The 26486-nt window shown below is 68.4% G+C and carries 29 protein-coding genes; 16 read left to right on the plus strand and 13 right to left on the minus strand.

Going from position 1 to position 26486, the window contains the following annotated elements:
* The first annotated feature begins 39 nt into the window (after nt 1-39).
* From tsf to ACLJO0_RS21175, 5 genes are all read left to right on the plus strand, one after another.
* Nucleotides 40-864 (plus strand): translation elongation factor Ts, encoded by an 825-nt coding sequence (tsf, locus tag ACLJO0_RS21155; RefSeq protein WP_125792739.1) that lies wholly within the window; start codon nt 40-42, stop codon nt 862-864.
* 92 nt (nt 865-956) lie between these two features.
* The gene (pyrH, locus tag ACLJO0_RS21160) at nt 957-1700 is read left to right on the plus strand and encodes a UMP kinase (protein ID WP_005154669.1); all 744 of its coding nucleotides are present in this window, start codon (nt 957-959) and stop codon (nt 1698-1700) included.
* A 51-nt stretch (nt 1701-1751) separates the two neighbouring features.
* Nucleotides 1752-2309 carry a ribosome recycling factor gene (frr, locus tag ACLJO0_RS21165; RefSeq protein WP_125786495.1) on the plus strand — a complete coding sequence of 186 codons (558 nt, stop codon included), beginning with the start codon at nt 1752-1754 and terminating at the stop codon, nt 2307-2309.
* Nucleotides 2309-3223 carry a phosphatidate cytidylyltransferase gene (locus tag ACLJO0_RS21170; protein WP_410580175.1) on the plus strand — a complete coding sequence of 305 codons (915 nt, stop codon included), beginning with the start codon at nt 2309-2311 and terminating at the stop codon, nt 3221-3223. Before frr ends, ACLJO0_RS21170 begins: the two co-directional genes overlap by 1 nt.
* A 61-nt stretch (nt 3224-3284) precedes the next feature.
* Nucleotides 3285-4817 (plus strand): carboxylesterase/lipase family protein, encoded by a 1533-nt coding sequence (locus tag ACLJO0_RS21175; RefSeq protein ID WP_410580176.1) that lies wholly within the window; start codon nt 3285-3287, stop codon nt 4815-4817.
* A 40-nt stretch (nt 4818-4857) separates the two neighbouring features.
* On the opposite strand, the gene ACLJO0_RS21180 is transcribed toward ACLJO0_RS21175, so the two are convergent.
* Complete coding sequence (locus ACLJO0_RS21180) at nt 4858-5703, minus strand: VOC family protein (RefSeq protein ID WP_410580177.1); 846 nt, start codon at nt 5701-5703, stop codon at nt 4858-4860.
* Nucleotides 5704-5819: 116 nt separating this feature from the next.
* Here ACLJO0_RS21180 and ACLJO0_RS21185 point away from each other — a divergent pair, with 116 nt between their 5' ends.
* On the plus strand, nt 5820-6668 hold the full coding sequence (locus tag ACLJO0_RS21185) for a class I SAM-dependent methyltransferase (protein WP_410580178.1): 849 nt from the start codon (nt 5820-5822) through the stop codon (nt 6666-6668).
* Here the strand turns inward: ACLJO0_RS21185 and ACLJO0_RS21190 are convergent.
* Nucleotides 6605-7225 carry a PadR family transcriptional regulator gene (locus tag ACLJO0_RS21190; RefSeq protein ID WP_410580179.1) on the minus strand — a complete coding sequence of 207 codons (621 nt, stop codon included), beginning with the start codon at nt 7223-7225 and terminating at the stop codon, nt 6605-6607. The genes ACLJO0_RS21185 and ACLJO0_RS21190 overlap by 64 nt on opposite strands.
* A gap of 165 nt (nt 7226-7390) precedes the next feature.
* Between ACLJO0_RS21190 and rlmN the strand changes: the two genes are divergently transcribed.
* On the plus strand, nt 7391-8497 hold the full coding sequence (rlmN, locus tag ACLJO0_RS21195; protein ID WP_125786490.1) for a 23S rRNA (adenine(2503)-C(2))-methyltransferase RlmN: 1107 nt from the start codon (nt 7391-7393) through the stop codon (nt 8495-8497).
* A 32-nt stretch (nt 8498-8529) separates the two neighbouring features.
* A complete protein-coding gene (locus tag ACLJO0_RS21200) occupies nt 8530-8802 on the plus strand; it encodes a hypothetical protein (RefSeq protein ID WP_125786489.1) in 273 nt (90 codons plus the stop codon).
* A gap of 22 nt (nt 8803-8824) precedes the next feature.
* Here the strand turns inward: ACLJO0_RS21200 and ACLJO0_RS21205 are convergent, their stop codons facing one another.
* Nucleotides 8825-9409 carry a dihydrofolate reductase family protein gene (locus tag ACLJO0_RS21205; protein ID WP_410580180.1) on the minus strand — a complete coding sequence of 195 codons (585 nt, stop codon included), beginning with the start codon at nt 9407-9409 and terminating at the stop codon, nt 8825-8827.
* Nucleotides 9410-9598: 189 nt separating this feature from the next.
* On the opposite strand from ACLJO0_RS21205, the gene ACLJO0_RS21210 reads away from it, so the two are divergent.
* Nucleotides 9599-10414, plus strand: a complete 816-nt coding sequence (locus ACLJO0_RS21210; RefSeq protein ID WP_410580181.1) for a DUF1206 domain-containing protein — start codon at nt 9599-9601, stop codon at nt 10412-10414.
* 54 nt (nt 10415-10468) lie between these two features.
* On the opposite strand, the gene ACLJO0_RS21215 is transcribed toward ACLJO0_RS21210, so the two are convergent.
* The 3 genes from ACLJO0_RS21215 to ACLJO0_RS21225 form a co-directional block, all read right to left on the minus strand.
* The gene (locus tag ACLJO0_RS21215) at nt 10469-10792 is read right to left on the minus strand and encodes a putative quinol monooxygenase (protein ID WP_410580182.1); all 324 of its coding nucleotides are present in this window, start codon (nt 10790-10792) and stop codon (nt 10469-10471) included.
* 18 nt (nt 10793-10810) lie between these two features.
* The gene (locus ACLJO0_RS21220) at nt 10811-11587 is read right to left on the minus strand and encodes an acetoin reductase (RefSeq protein WP_125792748.1); all 777 of its coding nucleotides are present in this window, start codon (nt 11585-11587) and stop codon (nt 10811-10813) included.
* Nucleotides 11588-11664: 77 nt separating this feature from the next.
* The gene (locus tag ACLJO0_RS21225) at nt 11665-12438 is read right to left on the minus strand and encodes an AraC family transcriptional regulator (protein ID WP_410580183.1); all 774 of its coding nucleotides are present in this window, start codon (nt 12436-12438) and stop codon (nt 11665-11667) included.
* A 91-nt stretch (nt 12439-12529) separates the two neighbouring features.
* Here ACLJO0_RS21225 and ACLJO0_RS21230 point away from each other — a divergent pair, with 91 nt between their 5' ends.
* The 5 genes from ACLJO0_RS21230 to ACLJO0_RS21250 all read left to right on the plus strand — a co-directional run bounded on the left by ACLJO0_RS21230 (nt 12530) and on the right by ACLJO0_RS21250 (nt 18398).
* Entirely contained in the window at nt 12530-13333 is an 804-nt protein-coding gene (locus tag ACLJO0_RS21230) for a sulfite exporter TauE/SafE family protein (RefSeq protein ID WP_410580328.1), read from the plus strand.
* A gap of 128 nt (nt 13334-13461) precedes the next feature.
* Nucleotides 13462-15447 carry a peptidase S8/S53 subtilisin kexin sedolisin gene (locus ACLJO0_RS21235; RefSeq protein WP_410580184.1) on the plus strand — a complete coding sequence of 662 codons (1986 nt, stop codon included), beginning with the start codon at nt 13462-13464 and terminating at the stop codon, nt 15445-15447.
* A gap of 81 nt (nt 15448-15528) precedes the next feature.
* A complete protein-coding gene (locus ACLJO0_RS21240) occupies nt 15529-16710 on the plus strand; it encodes a cysteine desulfurase-like protein (protein WP_410580185.1) in 1182 nt (393 codons plus the stop codon).
* 224 nt (nt 16711-16934) lie between these two features.
* Nucleotides 16935-17774: a chlorophyllase/cutinase-like alpha/beta fold protein gene (locus ACLJO0_RS21245; protein ID WP_410580186.1), complete on the plus strand. Its 840-nt coding sequence runs from the start codon at nt 16935-16937 to the stop codon at nt 17772-17774.
* Between the two features lie 69 nt (nt 17775-17843).
* Nucleotides 17844-18398 carry a cysteine hydrolase family protein gene (locus tag ACLJO0_RS21250; RefSeq protein ID WP_410580187.1) on the plus strand — a complete coding sequence of 185 codons (555 nt, stop codon included), beginning with the start codon at nt 17844-17846 and terminating at the stop codon, nt 18396-18398.
* On the opposite strand, the gene ACLJO0_RS21255 is transcribed toward ACLJO0_RS21250, so the two are convergent.
* Nucleotides 18335-19846, minus strand: coding sequence for a PP2C family protein-serine/threonine phosphatase (locus ACLJO0_RS21255; RefSeq protein WP_410580188.1), 1512 nt, complete (start codon nt 19844-19846; stop codon nt 18335-18337). The genes ACLJO0_RS21250 and ACLJO0_RS21255 overlap by 64 nt on opposite strands.
* A 280-nt stretch (nt 19847-20126) precedes the next feature.
* On the opposite strand from ACLJO0_RS21255, the gene ACLJO0_RS21260 reads away from it, so the two are divergent.
* Nucleotides 20127-21032, plus strand: coding sequence for a GAF and ANTAR domain-containing protein (locus ACLJO0_RS21260; RefSeq protein ID WP_410580189.1), 906 nt, complete (start codon nt 20127-20129; stop codon nt 21030-21032).
* Nucleotides 21033-21060: 28 nt separating this feature from the next.
* On the plus strand, nt 21061-21924 hold the full coding sequence (locus tag ACLJO0_RS21265; protein ID WP_410580190.1) for an alpha/beta fold hydrolase: 864 nt from the start codon (nt 21061-21063) through the stop codon (nt 21922-21924).
* 37 nt (nt 21925-21961) lie between these two features.
* Here ACLJO0_RS21265 and ACLJO0_RS21270 read toward each other — a convergent pair whose 3' ends face one another.
* The 6 genes from ACLJO0_RS21270 to ACLJO0_RS21295 form a co-directional block, all read right to left on the minus strand.
* Nucleotides 21962-22303, minus strand: a complete 342-nt coding sequence (locus ACLJO0_RS21270; protein ID WP_410580191.1) for a hypothetical protein — start codon at nt 22301-22303, stop codon at nt 21962-21964.
* A 162-nt stretch (nt 22304-22465) separates the two neighbouring features.
* Complete coding sequence (locus ACLJO0_RS21275; protein ID WP_410580192.1) at nt 22466-24001, minus strand: alkaline phosphatase D family protein; 1536 nt, start codon at nt 23999-24001, stop codon at nt 22466-22468.
* 96 nt (nt 24002-24097) lie between these two features.
* Entirely contained in the window at nt 24098-24571 is a 474-nt protein-coding gene (locus tag ACLJO0_RS21280) for a hypothetical protein (RefSeq protein WP_410580193.1), read from the minus strand.
* Nucleotides 24572-24614: 43 nt separating this feature from the next.
* Entirely contained in the window at nt 24615-25577 is a 963-nt protein-coding gene (locus ACLJO0_RS21285) for an NAD(P)-dependent alcohol dehydrogenase (protein ID WP_410580194.1), read from the minus strand.
* A 7-nt stretch (nt 25578-25584) separates the two neighbouring features.
* Nucleotides 25585-25806: a helix-turn-helix transcriptional regulator gene (locus ACLJO0_RS21290; RefSeq protein WP_125673158.1), complete on the minus strand. Its 222-nt coding sequence runs from the start codon at nt 25804-25806 to the stop codon at nt 25585-25587.
* The gene (locus ACLJO0_RS21295; RefSeq protein ID WP_410580195.1) at nt 25800-26228 is read right to left on the minus strand and encodes a hypothetical protein; all 429 of its coding nucleotides are present in this window, start codon (nt 26226-26228) and stop codon (nt 25800-25802) included. The genes ACLJO0_RS21290 and ACLJO0_RS21295 overlap by 7 nt, the downstream gene beginning before the upstream one ends.
* Nucleotides 26229-26486 lie beyond the last annotated feature (258 nt).

Here is a 26486-nt window from a genome sequence, read left to right on the forward strand (position 1 = left end):
GACTTTTCTCGTACCTGAAAAAGGACGGACACACCCACGATGGCGAACTACACCGCCGCAGACGTGAAGCGTCTCCGCGAGCTGACCGGCTCCGGCATGATGAACTGCAAGAAGGCGCTGGAAGAGAACGACGGCGACTTCGACAAGGCCGTCGAGTTCCTGCGCATCAAGGGCGCGAAGGACGTCGGCAAGCGCGCCGAGCGCGCCACCGCCGAGGGCCTCGTCGCCGGTGAAGGCGGCGTGCTGATCGAGCTCGACTCCGAGACCGACTTCGTCGCGAAGAACGAGGACTTCCAGGCCCTCGCCGCGAAGATCGTCGAGGTCGCGAAGGCCGAGAAGACCAGCGACGTCGAGAAGCTGAAGGCCGCCTCGCTCGACGGCAAGACCGTCGACGAGCAGGTCCAGGAGCTGGCCGCCCGTATCGGTGAGAAGCTCGAGCTGCGCCGTGTCGCCGCCTACGAGGGCACCACCACCACGTACCTGCACCGTCGCGGTGCCGACCTCCCGCCCGCCGTCGGCGTGCTCATCGAGTACACCGGTGAGGGCGAGGCCGCCGCCGAGGCCGCTCGTGGCGCCGCCATGCAGGTCGCCGCGCTCAAGGCCAAGTACCTCACCCGCGAAGAGGTGCCGGCCGAGATCGTCGAGAACGAGCGTCGCGTCGCCGAGGCGACCGCCCGCGAAGAGGGCAAGCCGGAGCAGGCCATGTCCAAGATCATCGAGGGCAAGGTCAACGCGTACTACAAGGACAACGTCCTGCTCGAGCAGCCGTCGGTCAAGGACAACAAGAAGACCGTCAAGGCCCTGCTCGACGAGGCCGGCGTGGCCGTGAGCCGGTTCGCCCGGTTCGAGGTCGGCCAGGCCTGATCCAGGCGCGGAACACAAGAATCACCACTGTGCCCCGTCTCCGTCCATCGGGGACGGGGCACAGTCGGGTTCAGAGCATTAGGGAGGGCGACATGGGTGTCCGGGTCGAAGGCGGATACCGGCGGGTGCTGCTGAAGCTGGGCGGCGAGATGTTCGGCGGCGGTTCCATCGGGGTTGATCCGGATGTGGTGCACTCGGTCGCTCAGCAGATCGCCGACGTCGCGCGGACGGGCGTGCAGATCGCCGTCGTGATCGGCGGTGGCAACTACTTCCGCGGCGCGGAACTGTCGCAGCGCGGCATGGACCGCGACCGCGCGGACTACATGGCGATGCTCGGCACCGTCATGAACTGCCTGGCGCTGCAGGACTTCCTGGAGAAGGAGGGCCTGCCAACCCGCGTGCAGACCGCCATCACCATGGGGCAGGTCGCCGAGCCGTACATCCCGCGCCGCGCCGAGCGCCACCTGGAGAAGGGCCGTGTCGTCATCTTCGGCGCCGGGGTCGGCATGCCGTACTTCTCGACGGACACCGCCGCCGCGCAGCGCGCGCTCGAACTCGGCTGCGAAGCCGTCTTGATGGCGAAGGCCGTCGACGGCGTCTACACCGCGGACCCGAAGAGCGACCCGACGGCCGAGATGTTCCACGAGATCAGCCACCGCGAGGTGCTGGAACGGGACCTCAAGGTCGCCGACGCCACCGCGTTCAGCCTGTGCATGGACAACAACATGCCGATCATCGTGTTCAATCTGCTCACCGAGGGGAACATCGCCCGCGCGGTCAGTGGTGAGAGGATCGGCACCCTGGTCGACACCCCCGCCGACGGGGTGCCCGCGTAGTCCTGCCTTGACCTTCGCAATCGGTACGAATACACAACTACGGGAGTTGCCGTGATCGACGAGACCCTCCTCGACGCCGAGGAGAAGATGGAAAAAGCGGTGTCCGTCGCCAAGGAGGACCTGTCGTCGGTACGCACCGGCCGGGCGCACCCTGGGATGTTCTCGCGCGTTGTCGTCGACTACTACGGCGCGCCGACCCCGCTGAACCAGTTGGCGGGCGTCAACATCCCCGAAGCCCGGATGGCGTTGATCAAGCCCTACGACCAGACCTCGCTCAACGCCATCGAGAAGGCGATCCGCGAGTCGGACCTCGGCGTCAACCCGAGCAACGACGGCAACGTGATCCGCATCGTGATCCCGCAGCTCACCGAGGAGCGCCGCCGGGAGATGGTGAAGGTCGCCAAGGCCAAGGGTGAGGACGCCCGCGTCTCGATCCGCAGCGTCCGCCGCAAGGCCAAGGAAGAGCTCGACCGGATCAAGAAGGACGGCGAGGCGGGCGAGGACGAGGTCGTCCACGCCGAGAAGGAACTCCAGAACCTCACCGACACGTACAGCCACAAAGTCGACGAGCTGGTGAAACACAAGGAAGCCGAGCTACTCGAGGTCTGATGAGCCAGGTGAGCGAGGAACGCGAGGACCGGGTGGAAAACCCGGAACCGGTTCCGGCCACAGCGCCGGATTCCAAAACCGTGCCGGAACCGGCGCCGAAGGTTTCCCGCGCCGGCCGCAACCTGCCCGCCGCGATCGGGGTCGGGTTGCTGCTGGGGGCGGCGATCATCACGTCCCTGCTCACCGTCCGCTTTTTGTTCATCGGCATCATCGCGATCGCGATCGCGGTCGGCACGATCGAGCTGGCCGGGGCACTGAAGCGCGCGGCGGGCATCCGGATCGCGCTGGTCCCGGTGCTCGTCGGCGGTCAGGCGATGATCTGGCTGGCGTGGCCGTATGGCCGGGAAGGCGCGCTGACGGCGTTCGTGCTGACGGTGCTCGTCTGCCTGCTGTGGCGGTTGCCCGGCGGCGCGGACGGCTATCTGCGCGACATCAGCGCGTCTGTTTTCGCCGTCGCGTACATCCCGCTTTTCGGTGCCTTCGCCGCGATGCTCGTCCCGCCGGAGGACGGCGTCGGCCGGGTGCTGGCGTTCATGATCGGCGTCGTCGCTTCGGACACCGGCGGCTACATCGCCGGTGTACTGGGCGGCAAGCATCCGATGGCGCCCAGCATCAGCCCGAAGAAGACCTGGGAAGGTTTCGCCGGTTCGCTCGTGGCCGGTGTGGTGGCCGGTGCGCTGACCCTGAGCCTGCTGCTCGACGGACATGCCTGGCAGGGTGTGCTGTTCGGCGCGGCGATCGTGTGCACGGCGACGCTGGGCGATCTCGTCGAGTCCCTGATCAAACGTGATCTCGGGGTCAAGGACATGGGGAACATGCTGCCGGGGCACGGCGGGCTGATGGACCGCCTCGACTCGTTGCTCCCCTCGGCCGTCGTATCCTGGTTGCTGCTCTCGGCGTTCGTCCCCGTTTAGCCGAAACGCAGGTGACAAGCCCGGAGTGCTGGGCCAAGGTCGGAGTATGCGCACTCAACGGATGAGTAAGCGACTTCTGGCCATGGCACTGAGCGTGGTGACGCTCGGCGCCCTGACGACGACCGTGGCGGAAGCGGGCACGAGCCCGGTCGTCCGCACGGATTCCGGCCCCGTTCGCGGCGTGAGTACCGGCGAATACCAGAGTTTCCAAGGCATTCCGTTCGCCGCACCGCCGGTGGGCGACCTGCGCTGGGCGCCGCCGCGGAGCCCCGAGCCGTGGACCGCCGTGCGGGACGCGACCGAACCGGGGCCCCGATGCGCGCAGGGAGCCGGCCTCGGTTCGCCTGCGAGCGACGCCGAGGATTGCCTGTACCTCAACGTGATCAGCCCGGCGGGGCCGTCGCGCAAACCGCGTCCGGTGATGGTCTGGGTGCACGGCGGCAGCTTCACCTCCGGCGCGGGCAGCGACTACGACTTCAAGCGCATGGCCCTCGGCGGGGACGTCGTGGTGGTGACCGTGAACTACCGGCTGGGTGTGTTCGGCTTCTTCGGGCATCCGGAACTCGGCCGCGATTCCGGTGCTTTCGGCTTCCAGGACCAGCAGGCCGCCCTTCGCTGGGTGCAGCGCAACGCGCGTGCCTTCGGCGGAGATCCCCGGAACGTCACGTTGTTCGGCGAATCCGCCGGTGCGATGAGCACTTGTGTCCAGTTGGCCTCCCCTTCGGCCGCGGGACTGTTCCACCGCGCGATCGTCCAGAGCGGTCCGTGCACGCTGACCTGGCCCGACGGCGGGTTCTTCCCCGGCGTGCCCGCGGGCTCGCCGTACCTGCCCCGCGCCGAAGTAGAAGCGATAGGTGCTGAAGGGGCCGGGAAACTCGGCTGCGCCGACGTCGCCTGCATGCGGCGGCTTCCGGCCAAGGATCTGGTGAACCAGCCGATCGGGACGCCCGCGTTCGGCACCGGTCTGCTGCCCGAACATCCGGCCGACGCGCTGAAAGCGGGGCACTTCGCCCGCGTCCCCGTGCTGACGGGGGTCACCAGGGACGAGGCGAGACTGTTCGTCTCCATGTTCCCTGGGCAGCCGTTCACCGAGGAGCATTACCAAGAGCTGCTGCGGACCGCGTTCAAGGAGAAGGCGCCGCTCGTCGCCGCCCGGTACCCGTCGGCGAAGCACGGCGGCCCGGCGATGGCGTTCGCTGATGCGATGACCGACCGGATCTGGGGTTGCCCGCAGGTGGGGACCGAGCGGTTGTTGCGCGAGCGCACGCGGACCTTCGGCTACGAGTTCGCCGACCGGGACGCTCCGCCGCTTTTCCCCGCTCCGCCGGGAATGCGTTCCGGCGCCGCCCATGGATCCGAATTAGCTTATTTGTCTGATTTGGCTGGCTTTCCGGCGAAATTGACGCCCGCGCAGCAGGAACTCGCGGCGCAAATGATTCAGTACTGGACCGCGTTCGCGCGAACCGGGAATCCGAACGGTGGAGAACTGCCGAAGTGGCGTCCCTCGCCGCGGACGCAGTCGCTGGCGCCGGGCCGGATCGGCCCGGTCGACCTCGCCGCCGTGCACGACTGCGGGTTCTGGGCGGGACTCTGACGAAAGAGCCGGGGTGACGTCGTCGCCCCGGCTCTTCGTTTCAGTCGTCGTAAGGATCGTCGACTTCGGCGGTGCCCCAGCCCTCGGTGGCCCGGGAGTGGTCGATCACCGCGAACACCGAACCGTCCGGGTCGGCGAGGATCGCCATCCGGCCGTACGGGGTGTCGTAGGGCTGGACCACGACGGCGCCGCCGAGCATCAGGGCCTGCCCCGCCGCGGCGTCCGCGCCGCGCGCCGGATCCAGTCCGAGGTAGACCATCCAGTGCGGGGGAGTGTCCGGCCGGTATTCCGAACCCATCACGTACCGGTACAGCACCGGTTCGTGCTCGATGAGCCATTCGGCGTAGTCGAGCGACGCGCCATCGCCGATCTGGTGGCTGGTGTAGTTGAAGAGGCGGCAGTAGAAATGATCCGCTGCCGCGCCGTCGTGGGTGTTGAGATCCGCGCCGCTGAAGGTGTTGGGCAACCCGGTCGCGAACTGCCAGGTGGCGGGCGGCTCCCAGAAGACGACGTGTGCGCCGCACGCGTCGATGGCGTGGATGATGTTGCCGCGATGGGGAATCGCCATCGGGCCGAGCGTGACCCGGCCGCCGAGACTGTCGACCCATTCGGCGGCCGCGGCCGCCTGGGAAACCGAGATGTGCACGCTCCAGCCGGTCGGCCCGTCCGTGCCCGCGCGGTACAGACCACCGGTGGGAACGCCGTTCAGTGTCGCGATCGAGTACCGGCCGGTCGGCGTCGCCGGATCACGCTGGACGGTGAACTCCCAGTCGAAAAGCCCGCTGTAGAAGGCTTGTGCGGCCGCTTCGTCTCTGCACGCGAGCTCGATCCAGCACGGGATTCCTGAAGGGATGACGGAAGTTTGGGCGGCCGAGCCGAGCGACATGCGGTTCTCCCTTTCCGGTGGGAGTAAAGTCTAGTCGCTGACCGCATTGTTTCCGTTAAAGATTTCGACCCGGATGAGCATGGAACCCAGCCCGGTGTCCCGTCGTTGGAGCTTCCGTGCGCTGGTTTCCCCGAGCTGTCCCCGCCTTCCGCCGCCGCGGCGACGAGGTGCTGCCGAGTCCGAACATCTGGTACTACCAAAAGGCCTACGAGGTCGAGAACCGCGCGCAGGACGTCGACGACGAGATCTGGCGCGTGCTCGCCGGGTGTCGCGACTGGTCCGGTGAGGACGTCCTCGACATCGGCTGTGGTGACGGGTTCCATCTGCCGAGGTTCGCCGCGACGGCACGGTCGGTGGTCGGGATCGAACCCCATGAGCCACTCGTGCGCGACGCGCGGAACCGGGTGGGGGAACTGCCGAACGTCGAGGTGCGGCAAGGTCGTGCGCAGCGGCTTCCCTTGCCGGACGCGGCTTTCGACGTCGTCCACGCGCGCACCGCGTACTTCTTCGGCCCTGGTTGTGAGCCCGGTCTTCGCGAAGCGGAGCGCGTGCTGCGGCCTGGCGGGACCTTGATGATCGTGGATCTCGATGTGGCGAGCGAGCCCTACGGACGCTGGATGCGGCTGGATCTGCCGCGGTACGACCCGCCCGGGGTCGAGAAGTTCTTCACCCGTCAGGGTTTCGACTGCCGCAAGGTGTCGACGCGCTGGCTGTTCGAGGACGCCGCCGCGATGGAAGCCGTGTTGAAGATCGAGTTCAGCGCCCCGGTCGCGGAGAAGGCGATCGCGGAGGTCCGGCGTCTCAACGAGGTTTCGTCAGGTGCCGGGGAAAAGCGGATGACGCTGCCGGTGGGCTATCGCGTGCACACGCGCACCAAGCCCACCGGCCTCGTCGTGCCAGGTCACTCCGCGTCCTCGGCGGATGCCTCCGGAGTACCGTCCTCGGCCTCGCCGAGGATGCCGTAGATCGTCCGGCGTGCCTCGTTGAGCACGTCGACGGTGCGGGCCTGCTGGCTTTCGCTGCCGGCGTGCATGACCTGCGCGACAGCCGCGGCCAGGGTCGCGGCCGCCTTGCGCAGGTTCACCTCGGCCGGGTCGACGTCGTGGGCGATCTGCTCCCACGGCGGGACGGCGTCCTGCTGTTCGGCCGCGGCGCGGCCGGAATCGGTGAGTTCGAACAGCTTCTTGCCGCTCTCGTCCTTGCTGATCACCAGGCCTTCGTCGGCCAGCATCTGCAGGGTCGGGTAGACCGAGCCGGGGCTCGGCTTCCAGAAGCCGCCGCTGCGCTCGCCGATCTCGCGGATGATCTCGTACCCGTGCCTCGGCTGCTCGGAAAGCAGCGCGAGGATCGCGGCGCGGACGTCACCGCGTTTGCCGCGCCTGCCGCCGGGGCCACCGCGACGGCCGTGCCGGTGCCGATGTCCCGGCCCGCCCGGTCCCGGGGGGAAGTCGCCGAAGCCGCCGCGTGCCCAAGGCCCGAAGGCGGGACGGCCGTGTTCTGGAGGGAAAGGTCGTCGTCGCATGATGTGAATCCTCTCTACGTACTGTTCCGACATGTTCACGATATATCGGAACCAGTCGTCTCGCCAACCCTTCTGATGTGAGTTGGGTCTCAGAGGCTTGTGTGGATGCGGTGAACCGGGGCGGCTCGGGTGCGTCGAAGGTGGACATGGGACAATGGTTGGGCTATGACTGCCCTCCCTCTCGTCTTCGACGCGCCCAAGCGCGGCCTTCCGCCGCGCCACCTCGCCGACCTCACCGCCGCCGAGCGGGCCGCCGCCGTCGCCGAGCTGGGTGAGAAGCCGTTCCGTGCGAAGCAGTTGTCGAACCACTACTTCTCGCGGCTCACGGTGAACCCCGAGGAGATGACCGACATCCCGGCGGCGTCGCGGGAGAAGCTCGTCGCCGATCTGATGCCGCCGCTGCTCACCGAGATCAAGGCGCTCGCCTGCGACGACGGCACCACCCGAAAGACCCTGTGGCGCGCGCACGACGGGACGCTCTTGGAGAGCGTGCTGATGCGCTACCCGGATCGCGCGACCCTGTGCATTTCGAGCCAGGCGGGCTGCGGCATGGCGTGCCCGTTCTGCGCGACCGGGCAAGGTGGCCTCGACCGGAACCTCTCGACCGCGGAAATCGTCGACCAGGTCCGCGCCGCCGCCGCCGTGATGCGCGACGGACTGATGACCGGCGGCCCCGGCCGTCTGTCGAACATCGTCTTCATGGGCATGGGCGAGCCGCTGGCGAACTACAAGCGGGTGGTCGCGGCGGTCCGGCGGATCACGGATCCCTCGCCGGAGGGGCTCGGGATCGGCCAGCGTTCGGTGACGGTGTCGACGGTGGGCCTCGCCCCGGCGATCCGCAAGCTCGCCGACGAGAAGATGCAGGTGCGGCTGGCGGTTTCGCTGCACACGCCGGACGACGAGTTGCGGGACACGCTGGTGCCGGTCAACGAGCGCTGGTCGGTGGACGAGGTGCTGTCCGCGGCCCGGTACTACGCGGACACCTCCGGACGGCGGGTGTCGATCGAGTACGCGTTGATCCGGGACATCAACGATCAGCCTTGGCGGGCCGAGCTGCTGGCGAAGCGGCTTCGCCAGCACCTGGGGCAATTGGTGCATGTGAACGTGATCCCGTTGAACCCGACCCCGGGTTCGAAGTGGGACGCCTCGCCGAAGCCGGTGGAGCGGGAGTTCGTCCGGCTGGTGAACGCGGGCGGAGTGGCGTGCACGGTGCGCGACACGCGTGGCCAGGAGATCGCGGCGGCCTGCGGTCAGCTCGCCGCCGAGAACTGAGTTTTCCTTTCAGTGATGGAGAAACTGTCGTGATGTATGCCCCCAGCCTGTTGGACCCGGCTGCGGAGGAGCTGAAGCTCGCGGACGTGATCGGCCATGGCGCGACCGGTGTCGCGCGCGAGGCCAGGACGCTGCTCGGCGATCGGTTCAGCTCGGTGACCTTCACCTACGTCCTGATGCGGGCGTTCGAGGTGGAGTACATGGCAGCGCGGGACGCGTCGCGGTGGCACGAGTTCCACGGCGGGCCGTACGCGCTTTCGGATGCTGACCTCGAAGCCTTGCTGGCGCCCTGGCTCGGCCGCTGACCGATCCGTCCGCTGTGGACGATCAGCTCGTTTCGCGCACGGTGGGCCGGTAGACGAGCTCCTGGACGCGCCCGTCGAACGTCCGGCTCTCGAGCAGTTCGAGGTCGAAGTCGGCCGCGCCGCGGAAGAGCGAGCCGGCACCGGTTTTCCCGGTGATCACCGGGAAAACCGTCACCTGGAGGCGGTCCACCAGACCGGCGGCCATCAGTGCCCGGTTCATCGCCAGGCTGCCGTGCGAGCGCAACGGCACGTCGGACTCCTTCTTGAGCCGGGCGACGACATCGACTGCGTCGCCGCTCACGAGCGTCGCGTCCGGCCAGTCCAGCGGTTCCCGCAGCGTGGTCGACACCACCGTCGCCGGAAGGTGCTTCATCCGGGCGACCCACGGGTCCAGTGCCTCGGTCGCCACGAAGTCCGCGTTCAGCATCTCCATGTTCGCGCGGAACGTGGTGGCGCCGAAGACCATCCGCTGCCGCTCGGAGTACAGGCCGAGGCGGTGTTCGAGCAGTTCAGGCCCTTGCTTGCCCCAGTAGCCGCCCCAGTCGCCGGTGGTGGAGCCGTAGCCGTCGAGGGTGGAAAAGACGTCGAACGTGTAAGTCGCGGTCATGATGCTCCTTCGAGGTTGTCTCTCACTCTGGCGACGAACGGGCCCGGCGGTATTCGACATCGCCGCGAAAAAAACCTGCCGGTCGGCGGCGAGGTGACTTAGGCGCACTGGGCCGGACGGACCAGTCACCCGGCGTTCTTCGCCTTCGGCCGTGACACTCGGTTGAAGACACCGAAGGAGGTGGACCGGATGTCCGCGACCAAAGCGAGACAGGTGCGCCGCAACAAGGCCGTCCAGATGCTCGGACGGATCGGGATGGGTTGCTACGGCCTGGTGTACCTGCTCATCGGGTACCTGGCGGTGCGGGTCGCCGTCGACGGCGGCGGCCAGGAGGCCGACGGACGCGGCGCGATCACCGAGGTCGGTTCGTCCCCGGTGGGCGGCGTGCTGTTGTGGATCCTGGCGGCGGGGCTGGTGGCATACGGCCTGTGGCAGGCGCTGCTGGCCGCGGTCGGCTACACCTGGATCGACAAGCAGCGGACCCTCATCGTCAAACGGGTGACGTCCGGAGTCCGTTGCCTGGTGGGGATCTCGCTGGGCGTCTACGCGGCCCGGGTCGCCGCGGGCGCGGGGCAGCAGGGCAGCGGTGACCAGAAGCAGCAGGAGTTCACCGCGCGGTTGCTGGTGTTGCCCGCCGGGCCGTTCCTGGTGACCGTGGTGGCCGTCATCGTGTTCGGCGTCGCGGTGGGTTCGGTGGTGAAGGGCGTACGCCGGACCTTCGAGCAGGATCTCGACCTCTCGCGGCTCCCGTCGGGTACCCGGCGGTGGGTGGAGCGGCTCGGGAGGATCGGTTATGTGGCAAGGGGTGTCGTGTTCGGCATGGTCGCGGTACTGGTGGGATACGCGGCGCTGACGCACGACGCGTCTCGTTCCGGCGGGCTCGACGCGGCTCTGCGGACCTTGGCGGCCCAGCCGTTCGGCGCGGTGCTGCTCATCGTGGTGGCCATCGGGGTCGCGGCTTTCGGCGCGTACTGCCTCGGGGCGGCACGAGCACAACGGGGCTGAGAACCGGCCTTTCCCGCCTCGGCCCGGACAAGGAACCGAGGCGGGAGAAAGAATCTACTCGACGGCCAATTCGCCCAATTCCGACCAGCCGTCCTGATCGACCTTCGCGTTGACGATCCGCGGTGTTTCGGCCAGGTATTGCGGCAGTTCGCGTTGAGCCGTGCGGAAATGCTCCGAACCGACATGGGCCGCGCCCGCGTCGTCGTCCCGGAACGCCTCGACGAGCACGTATTCGTTCGGGTCGTCGAGGCCGCGAGACCAGTCGTACCAAAGACAACCGGGTTCGGCGCGAGTCGCTTCGGTGAAATCGCGCGCGATCTCCGGCCACCGGTCCGCGTGTTCGGGACGGACCCGGAACTTCGCCGTGATGAAGATCATGATCGTCCTACTTCCTGCTCAGGAGAATTGAATTCCTCCGTCGATCATCACCGACTGGCCGGTCATGTAGTCGGAATCCGGGGAAGCGAGGTACGACACGTACGCCGCCACGTCCTCGGGAACGGAGACCCGGCCGAGATGGATCAGGTTCGAATACTTCTCGATCGCCTGCCCCTTCCGGATTCCTTCCGACTCCGCCAGCTTCTCGTCGATGAGGTCCCACATGGCGGTCCCGACGATACCCGGGCAGTACGCGTTGACGGTGATGCCGTGCTTCGCCCATTCCATCGCGGCGGCCTGGGTCAGCCCGCGTACCGCCCACTTCGACGCGGAATAGTGGCCGAGCAACGCGAACGGGCGATGGGCGACGATGGACGCCGCGCCGATGATCTTGCCGCCGTCGCCCTGTTCGATCATCTGCTTGGCCGCGGCCTGGTAACAGAGGAACATGCCGCGCGCGTTGACGGCCATCATCCGGTCCCAGTCCTCCGGGGTCACTTCGAGCAGCGGGAGGACCTGCGCGATCCCCGCGTTCGCGACCATGACGTCCAGTGAACCCAGCGCGCCGACGGTCTCGCCGACCATGGCGGTGACCGACGCCGGGTCGGAAACGTCCGCCGTGACCGCCGCGGAGCGTCGTCCCGCTTCGCGGATCTCCTTGGCGACTGCCTCGAGTTCCGCCTCGTTGGCGGCGACGTCGTTGACCGCGACGTCGTGCCCGTCGGCGGCGAGCCGGAGCGCGATCCCCTTTCCGATCCCTCGTGCCGCACCGGTGACGAGTACGTTCTTGCTCATGCGCTGAACTCCCTTGTTCGCCTGGGCTTGAACGGAAGGTAGGGGCGCGGGAGAAGCCAGGGGAGGGGTGTCGTGTCTCACTTTGAGACAGCGGCGCGGTAATCCCTCGGCGGCGTGCCGAGCAGCCGGGTGAACATGGTGGAGAACGCGGCGGGGCTCTCGTAGCCGAGCGAGGCGGCGATGCCGGCGATCGGGCGGCCGTCCGAAAGCAGCGACAGCGAATGCAGGACACAGGCCCGTTGCCGCCAGCGGGCGAATCCCATCCCGGTCTCGGCGGTGAACATCCGGTTCAGTGTCCGCTCGCTGACGTACAGCCGGGAAGCCCAGGCGCTCACCGGCTCATGGATGTCCGGGTGGTCCAAAAAGGACTCGCACAGCGTGCGGAGCCGTTCGTGCTTCGGCAGCGGGAGATCGAGCTGGACCGGGGCGGAGCGGTGGATCTCGTGCAGGGTCAGGCCGATGACCGCGGCGTCCCGCCCACGCGGGGTGTACAGCTCCGGCACGATGACGGCCTCGTTCAGTAGTTCCCGGAGCAATGAGGAGACTTCGACGACCTGGCAGCGTCGCGGGAACCACGGCACCGCCTTCGGCTCGATGTACAGGCTGCGGGTGCTCACGGTGGTCGTGAAGACCTGATGGGTGGTCTCCGGCGGGACGAGCACCGCGCGCAGGGTCGGGATGGTCCACGTGCCGTCGGCCGTTTCGACCCGCATCGATCCCGTCGCGCTGTAGAGGAACTGCGCGCGCCGATGCCGATGCGGGGGAATCCGGTGCCCCGGCGGGTAATCGGTGCGGATCGCCACCACCGCGCGGTCGAGGTGGTCGACCTCGTCGATGGGGATGTCACGCACCTCACCGAGGTTACGCCGGGTGTCCGATCAGCGAAAGAAACTGGCGCACTTTCGAATGCTCGCCGCTCCGGAGGCGCCTACCGTCGAAGGAGTGCTGATCGAGATCCTGGTGCTCCTCGGGTTCGGCTGCCTGAGTGGCGTCACCACCGTCCTTTTCGGATTCGGCGGCGGATTCATCACCGTGCCCGTCGTCTACGCCTTCGCGCTCGCCGAACCGGATCACGCCCTCGGCGCGATGCACGTGGCGGTGGCCACCTCGACCGCGGTGATGGTGGTCAACGCCGGGAGCGCGACCCTCGCCCAACTGCGGACAGGGCGGCTCCGCCGCGACTATCTGTGGCCGCTCATCGCGTTCATCGGCCTCGGCGCCGTGCTCGGGTCTTTCGCCGCCACCGTGGCCGACGAGAGTGTCCTGCGCTGGCTCTTCGTCGCCTACCTCGCGCTGACCATCGCCGACAGCTTGGCCAGGAAGGGTTTCGTGAGCAGACGGGACGACATCCGGCCGCGTGCGCTCGGCGGGCTCACCACCACCGCCGGCGGGACCGGGATCGGTGCCGTGGCGAGCTTCCTCGGGGTCGGCGGCAGCGTGCTGACCGTCCCGCTCATGCGGCGCAAGGGTCTGCCGATGGCCGACGCGGCCGCGCTGGCGAACCCACTGAGCCTGCCGGTGGCGGTGATCGGCACGGCGGTCTACGCCTTCGCGGCGACGGGCACGGCTTCGGGCGCCGCTCACCTCGGCTACATCGACCTGGTGGCCGCGGGTGCGTTGCTGTGCGGCTCGTTGCCGACCATCGCCGTGACGCGCCGGGTCGTCGGCCGGATCCCGGACCGTGCGCACGCGATCGCGTACCTCGCCCTGCTCGCCGCCGCGCTGATCGCGATCGTCGTCCGCTAGTGATCCGATGAGTGCCGTCTCTGTCAAGCCCTTGACAGGGAGTAGGCGCCATGGCAAGGGGTTATCGGCAGGCAAAGATCCGATGAATCCTCTATCTCTTTTGCGGATCTTGCGCCAAGATCTCCCGCATGAAACTGAGATCGATCACCAAACGCATGTTCGTTCTCGGGCTGCTGACGGTTCTCGGGACCACCGGGGCGACGTCGGTGGCCACCGCCGAACCCCAGCGACCGCCCGCGGACGTCAACGCGACCGGGCTGCCGCGCGGCGGCTGGGAGCCGGTCGGCCCGAACAGCGTCGGCGGGCTGCTGGCCGCTTCGCCCGCCGGACTCGCGATGATGCAGCCGAGTCCGCCCGCGCTGTGGCTCTCCGGCGATCGCGGCGCTTCGTGGTCCGCGCGCCGGGGCCTGCCCGCGGAAACCGTCATCCAGGGGTTCTTCGCCGATCCGGTGAACCCGGACCGGATGCTCGCGGTGGGCAACAAGATCGTGGGCATGCTCGGCGAGTGGCGCGGTCTGCTGCTGAGCACCACCGACCGCGGCCAGACCTGGGAGACCCTGCGCGAGTGGTACCCCGACGGCGCGTTCGGCATGGCCACGGATCCGGCTGGCCGGGTCGTCGTGGTGCAGAACCTCGATTCGCTGAGCGTCAGCATCGACGGCGGCGTGCACTGGAACGACGTGCCGAGGACCTGGCCGCGCGAGGGGATCGCCGCGCCGGTCGGCGCGCTCAAGCTCACGCTGGTAGGTGACGACGCCTACTTCACGACCGTCTACCCGGAGTACGCGCTGTGGGCGGTCCGCGGGGTCACTGGCAAGGAGCCGCGGGCCGAACTCGTATATCGGGCCAACGGCGAGGTCGGACAGGTGGCTTCGGACGGCAAACTGCTCGTGGTCACGGTCGGCCCCGAACTGCACGGCTCCGCAGACGGCGGCAAGACCTGGACCGTGCTGCGCCGCGATCCCACCGGACAGCCCCTGCGGGAACCGCGTTTCGTCGGCGGGCGTTTGTACGTCTCGACGTATAACGACATAGACGTCAGCGCGGACGGCGGCCGCACCTGGACCCGCAAACCCGTGCCCGCCCCGGGCGAGGGCGTCAGCGACATGATCGATCTCCCCGCCGCCGCGGGCAAATCCGCCACCACGCTGATCTCCTCGCTCTACCGCGGTGTGTACGCGGACGCGGGCAAGAGCGGCTACCGCCAGATCGGCGTACCCGGCGAATCCATTCGCGACCTCGTGACCACCGGGAACCTCCTGCGGGAGCACGTCGTCGCGGCCGGTGTGCAGGAGATCTACAACACCCCGCTCCCGCGCGGCAAGGTCTCCGCGGCGGACCGGGTCTGGCAGTCGCATCCCACCGATCGGCTGCACGAGGACGCACGTCTGTCCGTTTCGCCCGGCCGCCCGGACGTCGTCTGGCAGGTCACCCGGAACGGTTTCGCGCTCGACGTGCTCCGCAGCGGTGACGGCGGGCGGACCTGGCAGTTCGCGGCGAAGGCGAAACAAGGTCTTCCGCGGGCGATCTTCGCCCATCCCGCCGCCCCGGACAGGATCTTCGTCTCGGCCTTCGCACCCAGCGGCTACGTGCTCTACCGCAGTGACGACGCCGGGAAGACCTGGGAGAAGCTGGCGACCGACAGCGGCTTCATCGCGTTCGCCGGTGACCCGTGGAACCCGGACCGGGTCTGGGGCGGCGACTCCCAGGGTCTGTCCCGGTCGGACGACGGCGGCAAGACCTGGACGCACGTCTCCAGCGAACCGGTCAGTTCGATCTCGGTCAGCCGATGGGGCGGCGGACGCGTCCTCGCCGGTGGCGCGGGCATCCTGCTCAGCGAGGACGACGGCCGGACGTTCCGCCGCGTCCGTGACGGGGAGAATCCCCTCGGGATCAGCCGGATCCTGCCGCATCCGTTCGACTTCCGGGTGTGGTTCGCGAGCGACTCGACCGGGGAAGGCGTGCTGCGCAGCACGGACTTCGGCCGCACCTGGTCGCCCGTGCCCGGCGCGCTGCCCGACACCAGGGTGCTGTCCATGGCGATCAGCGCGGACGGCCGGTACCTGTTCGCGGGCACCGCGCAGTCCGGTGCGTACCGGCTGAACCTGTACTGAGCACGGGACGCTTCGTGGCCGGCGAAAGTTCCGGCCACGAAGCGTTTACCCGGTCCCGCGCCGGATGTCAGAGTCGGGGGCATGGCCATCGACGTCGCCGCCCTCCGGCTTCACTTCCCCTCCCTCGCCGACGGAACCGCCTTCTTCGACGGACCCGCGGGTACCCAGACACCCCGGCCCGTCGCCGACGCCGTCGCCGGGACACTGACCGGTCCGCTGTCGAACCGGGGCACGGTCAGCCCGTCCGAACTCAACGCGGAGCGAGCCGTCTCGGACTTCCGCGCCGCCTACGCCGACTTCCTGAACGTGTCTGCCGAAGGCGTCGTCCACGGCCGCAGCGCCACCCAGCTGACGTACGACTTTTCCCGGCATCTGGCCAAGGACTGGCGTGAGGGGGACGAGATCGTCGTCAGCCGCCTCGATCACGACGCCAATGTCCGGCCCTGGGTGCAGGCCGCCGAACGGGCCGGGATGACCGTCCGCTGGCTCGACATCGATCCGGAAACCACCGATCTCGATCTCGATTCCCTCGTTCTCACCGAGAGGACGAGGCTGGTCGCGGTCACGGCGGCCTCGAACGTCCTCGGCACCAAGCCGCCGATCCGCCGGATCGCCGATCTCGCCCACGACGCCGGGGCGCTGGTGTTCGTGGACGGCGTGCACTACGCCGCCCACGAACTCGTGGACGTTCCCGCGCTGGGGGCGGATTTCTTCGTCTGCTCGCCGTACAAGTTCCTCGGCCCGCACTGCGGGGTGCTCGGCGCGTCACCCGCCCTCCTCGAAACCGTCGAGCCGGACAAGCTCATGCCGTCACCCGACACCGTGCCGGAACGGTTCGAATTCGGCACCCTGCCCTACGAACTGCTCGCGGGCGCGACGGCGGCGGTGGACTTCCTCGCCGCGCTCGACCCCGGAGTGGGCGGAGCACGGCGGGAGCGCCTCGCGAACTCGATGAATTCGTTGCACGAGCACGAAAGCACGCTGCGCGCCAGACTGGAGAAGGGACTGGGCGACGCCGTCACCGTCCATGGCAAGGCCGCCGACCGGACCCCGACCGTCCTGATGAGCCTCGGCGGCCGTGAGCGTGCGGCGCAACGGCATCTCGCCGAAAGGAACGTCGTCGCCCCGGCAGGCTCCTTCTACGCCTACGAAGTCTTCGCGGCCTTGAAGCTGGAAGATCCGGCGCTCCGGGTCGGGCTGGCGCCGTACACCAGCGCCGAGGACGTCGACAGGTTGCTGGACGGGCTTTCGACGTTCGGGTGACGCTTGCGTGAGTGGTCACGGTCCGTGGGGATGTCGTGAAGGGCCCCTTTGAGACGTTGAAGGTCTCAAAGGGGCCCTTCACGACATACGAGCGGTTTGGGGCCGGTCACAAGACCCGTTCGCCCGATCTTGTGACCAGCCCCATGGACCAGCGGTAACCGGACCGTCACCCTGGGAAGGAAACGGCCAACGGGGCCCAGACGGAACAGGAACGGTGACCCGCCATGGGGAGTCTTCGCGCACGGACACTGATCGCCGGGATGGTCGCGCTCGCGACGGTGGGCTTCGCGCCCGCCGCGACGGCAGCGCCTGTCGCGACGACCGGAATCGCGGATCAGTGGAGCAAACCCGGTCCCTTCGCGGTGACCGTCGAAGCACTTGACAGCACCCACACCGTGTACCGGCCTTCGAGGCTGGAGAAGCATCCGGTGATCCTGTGGGGCAACGGGACCGGAGCGAACCCGAAGACCTACGACGGCCTTCTGCGGCATCTGGCCTCTCACGGTTTCGTGGTCGCGGCGGCCGACACACCGAACGCGGGTTCCGGTCAGGAGATGCTCGCCGGAGCCACGACCTTGATCGCCGAGAACTCCCGCCCCGGCAGCCGCTTCCAGGGAAAGATCGACACCGCGCACATCGGCGCCACCGGCCACTCCCAGGGCGGTGGCGGGGCGATCGCCGCCGGCGCCGACTCCCGCGTCACCACCACGATCCCGATCGAGCCGGGACCGCAGGGCTCCGCCACGGCACTGAAGGGGCCTTCGTTCTTCCTGGGCGGCCAGTTCGACACCATCGTCGTGCCCGGCCTGCTGGTCATCCCGCGGTACCGCCTCGCGGACCAGGTGCCCGCGCTCTACGGCGAACTCGGCGGGGCGACCCACTTCACACCCGTCGGCGACGGTGGCGGGTTCCGCGGCGCGATCACGGCGTGGTTCCGGTTCTGGCTTTCCGGTGACGAACGCGCCCGCGCCGAGTTCTTCGGTCCCTCCTGCGGATTGTGCGGCGACGGGGCGTGGTCCGACGTCCGGCGCAACGCGAAGGCGCTGGCCGTCCCAGGCGCTTGATCGCCGGTTCTTGTCGGTGCTCCGGGTTAGGGTCTGCCACAGCAGCCTGATCAGGAGGGACACCACGTCATGACCACTCTCGACAACCGGCCGAACACCGCGCTCCTCGTCATTGACGTCCAAAACGGCGTCGTCGACGAGGGCCACGAGCGCGACGCGGTGGTCGCGAACATCGGCGGGCTCGTCGGCAAGGCACGGCGGGAAGGCGTCCCGGTCGTGTGGGTGCAGCATTCCGACGAGGGACTCGTGCGCGGCAGCGAAGAATGGCGCATCGTCGGCGAGCTGAACCGGGAGGACGCCGAGCCGCTCGTCGAGAAGTCCTATGGGGACTCGTTCGAGGACACCGATCTGGAGAGTGTCCTTGCCGAGCGCGGGGTCGGGCGGCTCGTGGTCGTCGGTGCGGAGACCGACGCCTGCATCCGCTCGACGCTGCACGGCGCCATGGTCCGCGGGTACGACGCGACGCTGGTCGGCGACGCGCACACCACCGTGGACAAAACGGCCGGGGGAGCGCCCTCGCCCGAGCAGGTCATCGCGCACACGAATCAGTACTGGCGGTATCAGGCCGCGCCGGGCCGGAAAGGAGGGACGGTCAAGAGCGAAGACGTGGAATTCGGCGGCTGAACCGCTTCATGGCCGGCTTGCCGGCGTGCGACCAGCAGACCTGCGTCTCCGGTGAAAGTGCCGCGACAGTGAGACTTCGCCGCCTGGAGCACGCGCCGGGTGGTCTCGGGCGGTAGCCGCCCGGCATGGGCGTTCAGGCATTCGGCGAGCCCGAACCGTTCGCCGTCGGCGTCACGCGCGTCCGAGAGGCCCTCGGTGTGCAGGACGAAGAGATCTCCGGGCCGGAGGTGGGTGGTCATGATCCGGCCGGGTGACCCGGCGCCGAACGGCGGCCGCGGCACGCTGTCCACTGTGGACGCACGGTCTGCTTCGTGCTCGGTGCCGAGCACGAGCGGTGGCTGCCCGCCCGCTTCGAGATGGCGCAGGTCGCCGTGGGCGAGGTCCAGTTCGGCCAGCGTGCCGCGAACCGCGGCGCCGTCACCGAACTGTGTCGAGAGCGCTTTGTCGACAGCGGTCTCCTGGCCGCGCAGGTCCTGGCCCTCGCGGCGGGCGGACCGGTAGGCCGCGAGTGCCGTCGAGACCACGAGACCCGCGGACGAGCTGTCCCGGCCCGCGTCGAAGATGGCCAGCCACGCCGTCGTTTCGGACAGGGCGTAGTCGAAGGTGACACCGCGAAGGTCGTAGGCGGGCTCGACACCGCCCGCCACCGTCACGTCGCGCGTCGTCGCCGTCAACGGAGGCAGGTTGTGCCAGAGCAGCTCCGCTGTGGGGTCCCGTCGTCGTCCACGCCGTGCCATGTCGAGGGCGTCGCCATAACGCATCGCGGCGGCGATGAGATGGCCTGCCAGCGACGCGAGCCACCGGCACTGGGTTCGCAGGGCGGGGTCGTGGAGGTCGGTGTCCGCACCGGCTTCGACCTCGAGCACGCCCATCCGCTCGTCGCCGTCGAGCAGCACGGCCCACAACCGCGGTCCTCCCGGCTCCTCGGCCAGCAGGGTGTCGACGTGCTGGTAAGCCTGGCCGGCGTTGCTCGTCTCGATGGGCAACGGTGCCCGGCTCGAGACCGACCCTGGCAACGGAAGGAGATGACGCTGGTCGTAGTCGGCGAGATAGACGGCGATCTCGAGGTTCAGCGCACGCCCCGCGGTGGCGATGACGTCGGGCAACCGCTCCGGGGCGGCATGGTGGGCGCCGTCGAGGAGTCCCAGCAGAGCGGCCAAAGTACCGCGCGGGCGGGTGCTCTCGCCGGTCTCACCGCTGTAGGGCGCTCGTCGTACGCCGGAGAGTTCGTCGAGCCGCTCGTTGACCGCGTGGGTCACCATGTCCCGCTGGATTCTGGGCAGGGGGAGCACGCCCTGCAGGAACGCGTCCAGTTCGACCTCGCTGACGTCGCCACCCAGGGCGAAATACCTCAGCCACAGTTGCTCCACGGTGAGACCGGTTCGTGCGAAGCACGCGGCGACGATCCGTCGTTGCTCCTCGGCCTTGAGTGCGGACACAGTGATCACCCCCGCTTCTTGGCGGACACCGGCCTGGATACCAACGGTGAGCCGGGATGAAACATGAGTCGGGCACATGATCGGCGGTCCGTTGTGGCGCGGTGATGGTTAGGCCAGGTGGACGAACGATTCGGGTCACCGCGACAGAGCGAGACGAGCCGGGACGGGCGGAACGTGGGGCGCGGGAGGCGGGGTGATCGCATTCGGCTAAGGTCGGTTTCCGAAAGCGGTTCTGAGCGTTGAGAAGTTAGCGCCGATCCGCCGGTAACCGGGTTGGTTGCGGCGGTTGATGGTGCGCGCTCGGCGCCGGTTCCCGCCGGTGACTCCCGTGGTGCATCACGCCGATGTGCAGAAGTGGGAGAGGCGGGCTTTGGCCGATGAATTCGACTGGCAGCAGGACAAGAACCGATTCGTCGAGGATGTCGGCGACGGCGAACTGCCGGTGACCTCTGAGAAAGGCGTCCGGCTCATAGCCGGGCCACTGGTCACCCAGTTCGTAGCCCTGACCAGGGCGTTGCTGGATTCCGGTTCGATCGGGGCAGTCCTCGAACGAGTGGTCTTCGCGACGCGCGACCTGGTTCCGGGCGCGGATCTGGTCAGCGTCACCCTCCTCGATCCCGACGGCGGGTTCCACACGCCGGTGCGGACCGACGAGATCGCCGGCGAGCTGGACCAGTTGCAGTACCAGAACGGCGAGGGTGCCTGCGTCGAGGCGGCGCGGGTTTCGGGACCGGCCGCGGCCTTCAGCGACAACCTCGCGGAGGACGCCCGCTGGCCGCGCTTCGGCCCGGCCGCCGCCGCGCTCGGCTTCCATTCGCTGGTCTCGACGGCCTTGCTGCCGGAAGCGTCGAGTTCGCAGCTTTCCGGTGCGCTGAACGTCTACTCGCGGCGTCCCCACGGCATCGCCAGGGCCGACCGCGACGTGCTGCTGCTCCTGGCGACGCACGCGTCACTGGCCTTGGCGACCACGCACGCGGTCACCCGCGGTCAGCTCCAGGAGGAACAGCTCCAGCAGGCACTGGACAGCCGGGACGCGATCGGGCAGGCCAAGGGCATCCTGATGGCGCGGCGCGGAATCGACGCCGCGGAGGCGTTCGAGGTGCTGCGGCACACGTCGCAGAACATGAACGTCAAACTCCGGGAGCTGGCGGAGATGCTGTCCAAACGGCATACGGAACTGCAGCTGCCCGACTGACCGTCCGGCCGCGGCTACGATCGCGATCATGGGTTTCGGCGAGCTGGAGTTGTCGCGGACGTTCGACTGGCGTGGCCGTTCGGTGGCGTGGGAACGCCTCGGCGAAGGCGCCCCGGTGGTGCTGTGCCACGGGACACCGTGGTCGGCGCAACTGTGGGCGCCTTTCGCACGAGCGCTCAGCGAAGAGTTCGCCGTGTACGTCTGGGACATGCCGGGATACGGCCGTTCGTCCAAGGAACCCGGCCACGCCGTCGATCTCGGCACGCAGAGCGAGCTCTTCGCCGACCTGCTCGGGCATTGGGGGCTGGCGGCCCCGCACGTGATCGCCCACGACTACGGCGGGGCGGTCTCCCTGCGCGCGAAGCTGCTGCACGGCGCCGAGTACGCCTCGCTCGCCTTGGTGGACGTCGTCGCGCTGCGGCCATGGGGCTCGGAATTCTTCCGGCTCGTCGCGGAGAACGCCGAGGTCTTCCAAGCGCAGCCCCCGGCCGTGCACCGGGGCGCGCTGGAGTCCTACATCGCGACGGCCTCCCACCGTGGTCTCACCGGCGCGCAACTGGCCACCCTGACCGCGCCTTGGCTGGGCGCGCAGGGGCAACGTGCGTTCTACCGGCAGATCGCCGAGGCGGACGTCCGGTACACCGACGAGATCCAGGACCGCTATCCGGAACTCGCGTTGCCGGTGAAGGTGATCTGGGGTGCGGACGACACGTGGATCCCGGCGGACCGCGCGGAACAGCTCGCCGACGCGATTCCCGGTGCCCTCCTGGACGTCATCCCCGATGCGGGACATCTGATCCAGTACGACGCGCCGGTCGAACTGGCCTTTTCCCTGCATCGGTGGCTCACGGCGGAAGTGGGCCGGTGGGGACCCGCCGGGAGCGGACGCTGAAAGGCGCCGCCAAGATCAACATCGTTCCATTCGGATATTAGAAGTCGTCTACGTGATACCCGGCCACGTAGGCGCTTGAAAGCAATGCGCCGTGACATTCCGCCGCCGACGGTCCGAAGCCGACCGGAACCCAATGTCCGACGGTGTACCAATAGGACGACCCCGACGCGCAGTGGGCGACCACTCGATAGGTTCTCGAGTGTGTCGGCAGGGAGAAGCAGGTCAGGGAAATGCCTTCGCCGAAGAGGATTCCATAGCGATCGGTGCCGCAGGCGTAGGGCGGGAACTTGCCTTCGGTCGCCGCGGAGGCCGGTGCGGCTGCCAGGAATCCGGCCGCCGAAAAGGCGGCCAGGACTAAAGCGGCGATTTTCTTCTTCATGTTTTCTCCCGCGGCTCGATCCCAATGGAAATCCCAGATTAGCCGCACGGAAGAATTGTCGTGAATTCATCGGGCAGGTGAAACGAGATCGCGTGCGGTGAACCACGCTGCTCCGAAAGAGCGTCGCGGCCCCCCTTCTGAGTCCCCGGTTCCCCTTTTGGCCTAGCGTCGCCGGTACTGCGCCGGGGAGTTGATCGTGGCCCGGTCCTCATAGGATCCCGGCCTGCCGCGGTCGACGTGGAACGTCGTCAGGGTGCTCACCGGCGAACGCGGGTCGCGCCGGTCGCCGATCACCCGCATGTGCGTGCTCCAGCGGCGCGGGGTGACCTCGTAGACGTCGTAGCCGTACCGGTCACCCTCGAAGTACTTGAGGTGCGGGTTCGCCGCGCCCATCTTCGGCCCGTTCGTGGCGTTCCACTCGGGGGAGTAGGCGCCGGAGGTCACCGAATGCGCGGTGAACTCCGTGCCGATCACCGGGCCGGCCGGATCCGCGAAGTCCGGGCGGATGTCGTCGACGAACGCCGAATGCCAATCGCCGGTGATCACCACGAGGTCTTCGAGGCCGCTGTTCGCCACGTGGGTCAGCACCTCCTTGCGCTCGGCGAGGAAGCCGTCCCACTGATCCGTGAACATGTAGCCGCCACCGGGTTTCGCCAGCTGGCTCAGCATGATCGAGTTCACCCAGCAGTGCCACGCCTCGCCGGCACCGGTCACCTGATCCTTGAGCCACGCCTTCTGGTCCGAGCCGAGGATCGTGCCGTCGGGCAGGTTCTGCGCCGACCGGTACTGGCGAAGGTCCAAAATGGACAGATCGAGCAGGTCGCCCCAGCGGCGCTGCCGGTGGATCCTCGGCGTCGACGGGTGATCCGGGCGAACCGGCATGTGTTCGAACCAGGCCTGGTACGCCGCCGAACGCCGCGCCCGCAGCGATGGGGTGGTACCGCTGTAGTCGTTGACGACCTCGTGATCGTCCCAGGTGATGAACCAGGGATGGGCCGCGTGGGCATCCCGCAGCGACGGGTCGGACTTGTAGAGCGCGTGCCGCCGCCGGTACGCCTGCAGCGTCAGCACCTCGGGACCTTCGTGGTCGCGCAGCGGATTCCCGCCGACCTGACCGTGCTCGTAGACGTAGTCGCCGAGGTGGACGACGAAATCGAGCTCCTCCCTGGCGATCCCGGCGTGCGCGGCGTAGAACCCGTCGTGGAACGCCTGGCAGTTCGCCGAGGCGAACCGCACCCGCCGGACCGGCCCGACCGGCGCGGTACGGGTGCGGCCGATCCGGCTGACCTTGCCGAGCGCGTGGAACCGGTAGTAATACTGCGAGCCCGGCTCCAGCCCGGAAACCGGGACGTGCACGCTGTGCCCGAGCCCGGCGGTCGCGGCCGCCGTCCCGTGCGCCACGCGGCGGCGGAACCCGCGGTCGGCGGCGACCTCCCAGGCGACCTCGACGGTGTCTTCGAGCGGCTGCTCGAACTCCATCGGCTTCGGCGCGAGCCTGGTCCAGAGGGCGACGCCGTACGGGACCGGGTCGCCGGACGCGACACCGAGCGTGAACGGCGCTTCGTCCCAGGTCGCGCCCAGCGCCACCGCGGCCTCTTCGGCCTGCGCGACCGTCATCCGCGAACTCAACGGCCAGGCCAGCCCCAGCGCCCCGGCGGTGGCGGCGCCTCGCAACAGGTCCCGGCGGTTGACGGACATCGGTGTTCTCCCTCGGCCTTCGGCGGATCGCTCCCCGAGAGCGAACACTCCCAAGATGGCCGGAGGCCGACGTGGGGGAGAACAACGTCGTTCACCTCAACGAAGGTGGGCCAGTTCGTCGATGATCCGGTCCGGCGTGCCCAGGAAGATCTCCGGGGTCACGGGGCCGTTCGCGAGATTGAGAGTCGCCTGGCAGTAGTACCACTGCCCGCCGGACGATCCGACGAACCGGTAGTTGATGCGCCAGCGGAGCCACTCGCCGGGTGCCAGCTCCACCGCCGGCGGGCGGCGCCGCCGGTACGGCTTGCCGAACCCGCTGGGGCAGATGCGGATCCGGAGGAGATCGCTCTCACGGACCACTTTCACCTCGGCCGGGTCCGGTGGTTCCCGCCGCATCTTTTCGACCGGCGCGAACCCTGCCCATTCGCGGATTGTCACTTCGTGGACCAACGGTCGCGTCGTTTCGGGAAGGAGGAAGCCCGGTTGGACGGCGTTGCGACGGGTGGCGCCGGGCGCGCCACGCGAGTCCTTGGTCCAGTACGTCCGGACCCATTGCGCGGCGACTTCCATGACGCCATCGAAACAGGCCGGAGCGAACGAGCCAACTGCTTTGTCAGAGGGTGATGACGACCTTGCCGCGTGCGTGTCCTTCGCGCACGTGGCTGATGGCTTCGGGCACCTCGACGAGCGAGAAGGCACGGTCGATGACCGGCGTCAGTTTCTCCGCCTCGATGAGCGCCCGCAGTGTCTGGAGATCGTCCTGGTTCTCCGTGGAGAACAGGCCGCGAAGCTTCTGCTTCACGAACGGCCCGAGAAGCAGTGCCCGAAGATTGCGACCCACCGGGCCGATCCACTTCCCCTTGCCCTCACCGCCGATGATGACGAGAGTGCCTTGCGGGGTAAGGGATTCGCGTAACGATTTCAGCGAACGGTTCCCGGCGGTGTCGAGAATGAGGTCGTAGCCGCCGCCGAAATCCTCACGAGTGTAGTCGAAAACCCGGGTCGCGCCGAGTGAACGGACGAGCTCCACCTTGCCCGTGCCGCATACGCCGTCCACCTCGGCGCCGAACGCCTTGGCGATCTGCACCGCGAAGGTGCCCACGCCACCGCCCGCGCCGATGACCAGGACCTTCTGCCGAGGCGCGACTTGCCCTCGGTTCCGGAGTGCCTGAAGTGCGGTGAAACCGGAGATGGGAACCGCCGCCGCTTCTTCGAAGCTGAGCCGCTCGGGCTTCTTGGCGACTCTGTCCACTGTGGTCAGCGCGTACTCGGCGAACGAACCTTCGCAGGTTCCGAAAACCTCGTCGCCAGGCCGGAATCGCGTCACGTTGCCGCCGACGGCGTGCACCACGCCGGCGAAATCCAGTCCGCGGACCCGGGCCTTCGGTCTCCGTACCCCGAACCCCATGAGCCGCACCAAGTACGGCGTGCCCTCCATGAGGTGCCAGACGCCGGGATCGACCGCCGCCGCCCGGATCCGCACGACCACACCGTCCGGTCCGGCTTCGGGTTCGGGCAGGTCGGTCAGGGTCAGGACGTCGATCGTGCCGTACTCGTTCTGGGCGATCGCCTTCACGGCGGCCTCATTCCTGGTCTGGGTACTGGAAAACGTCGTCGAGCCCGACGCCGAACACCCGGGCGATCCGGAAGGCCATCTCCAGGGACGGCGAGTAGCGGCCCTGTTCGATGGCGATCACCGTCTGGCGGGTGACGTCGATCCGGTCCGCGAGTTCCGCTTGGGTCATCTCGCCCTTCGCGAACCGCAGGGCGCGGATGGAGTTCGTGACCTTGGTCGGTTTCACCATGCCTGGAATCCCCAGCGGTAGGCGGCGATCTTCGCGATCGAGCCGAGCAGGGAGGACAGGACGAAGGCGAGGTACACGGAGTTGGCGATCCAGAAGTGGTCCAGCTCCGCCATCGCCATGACGAGCGCCGCGACCCCGCCGATCACGACGAACGACTGCCCGATGTGCTCGCCGAACCGGCCGATCTCGCGGTCGCGCTGGTCCTTGCGGCCCGCGTCACGCGGTGAGGCGATCGCCGCGGCGATGTGCAGCACGATCGAGGCCACGATGGCCGCCCCGACGGTCCACAGCAACGGTGCCACGTAAGGGACATCGACGACCGCGCCGGAGCTCGCCCGGCCGAAGACGACGATCAGGTACGCCGCGTAGGCGAAGACCGTCACCGCCGCCATGATCCATGCGCGTTTCTCTTCCAAGGCCACGAGAGCCAAGGTAAAGAGTTCTAGACATCATGTCAAACATTCTTTACCTCGGCGCCCGCGTCGGCTGAGGCGGACGAGCTCGTCCGAAGTCGACCCGGCCGGGTGTTATCGAGGGGAAGGGAAAATGTGTCGTGGCGCGGGGCTTTGGCCTCGGTGGCCGGTCGTGAAGTACATGAAGGCCCCCTTCCTTGCGTCTAGCGCAAGGAAGGGGGCCTTCATGTACTTCGGTAGGGCGTGAACACGCGAGTTCCGGGTCTG

The sequence above is a fragment of the Amycolatopsis sp. lyj-108 genome (assembly GCF_046549005.1).
Classification (GTDB): domain Bacteria; phylum Actinomycetota; class Actinomycetes; order Mycobacteriales; family Pseudonocardiaceae; genus Amycolatopsis.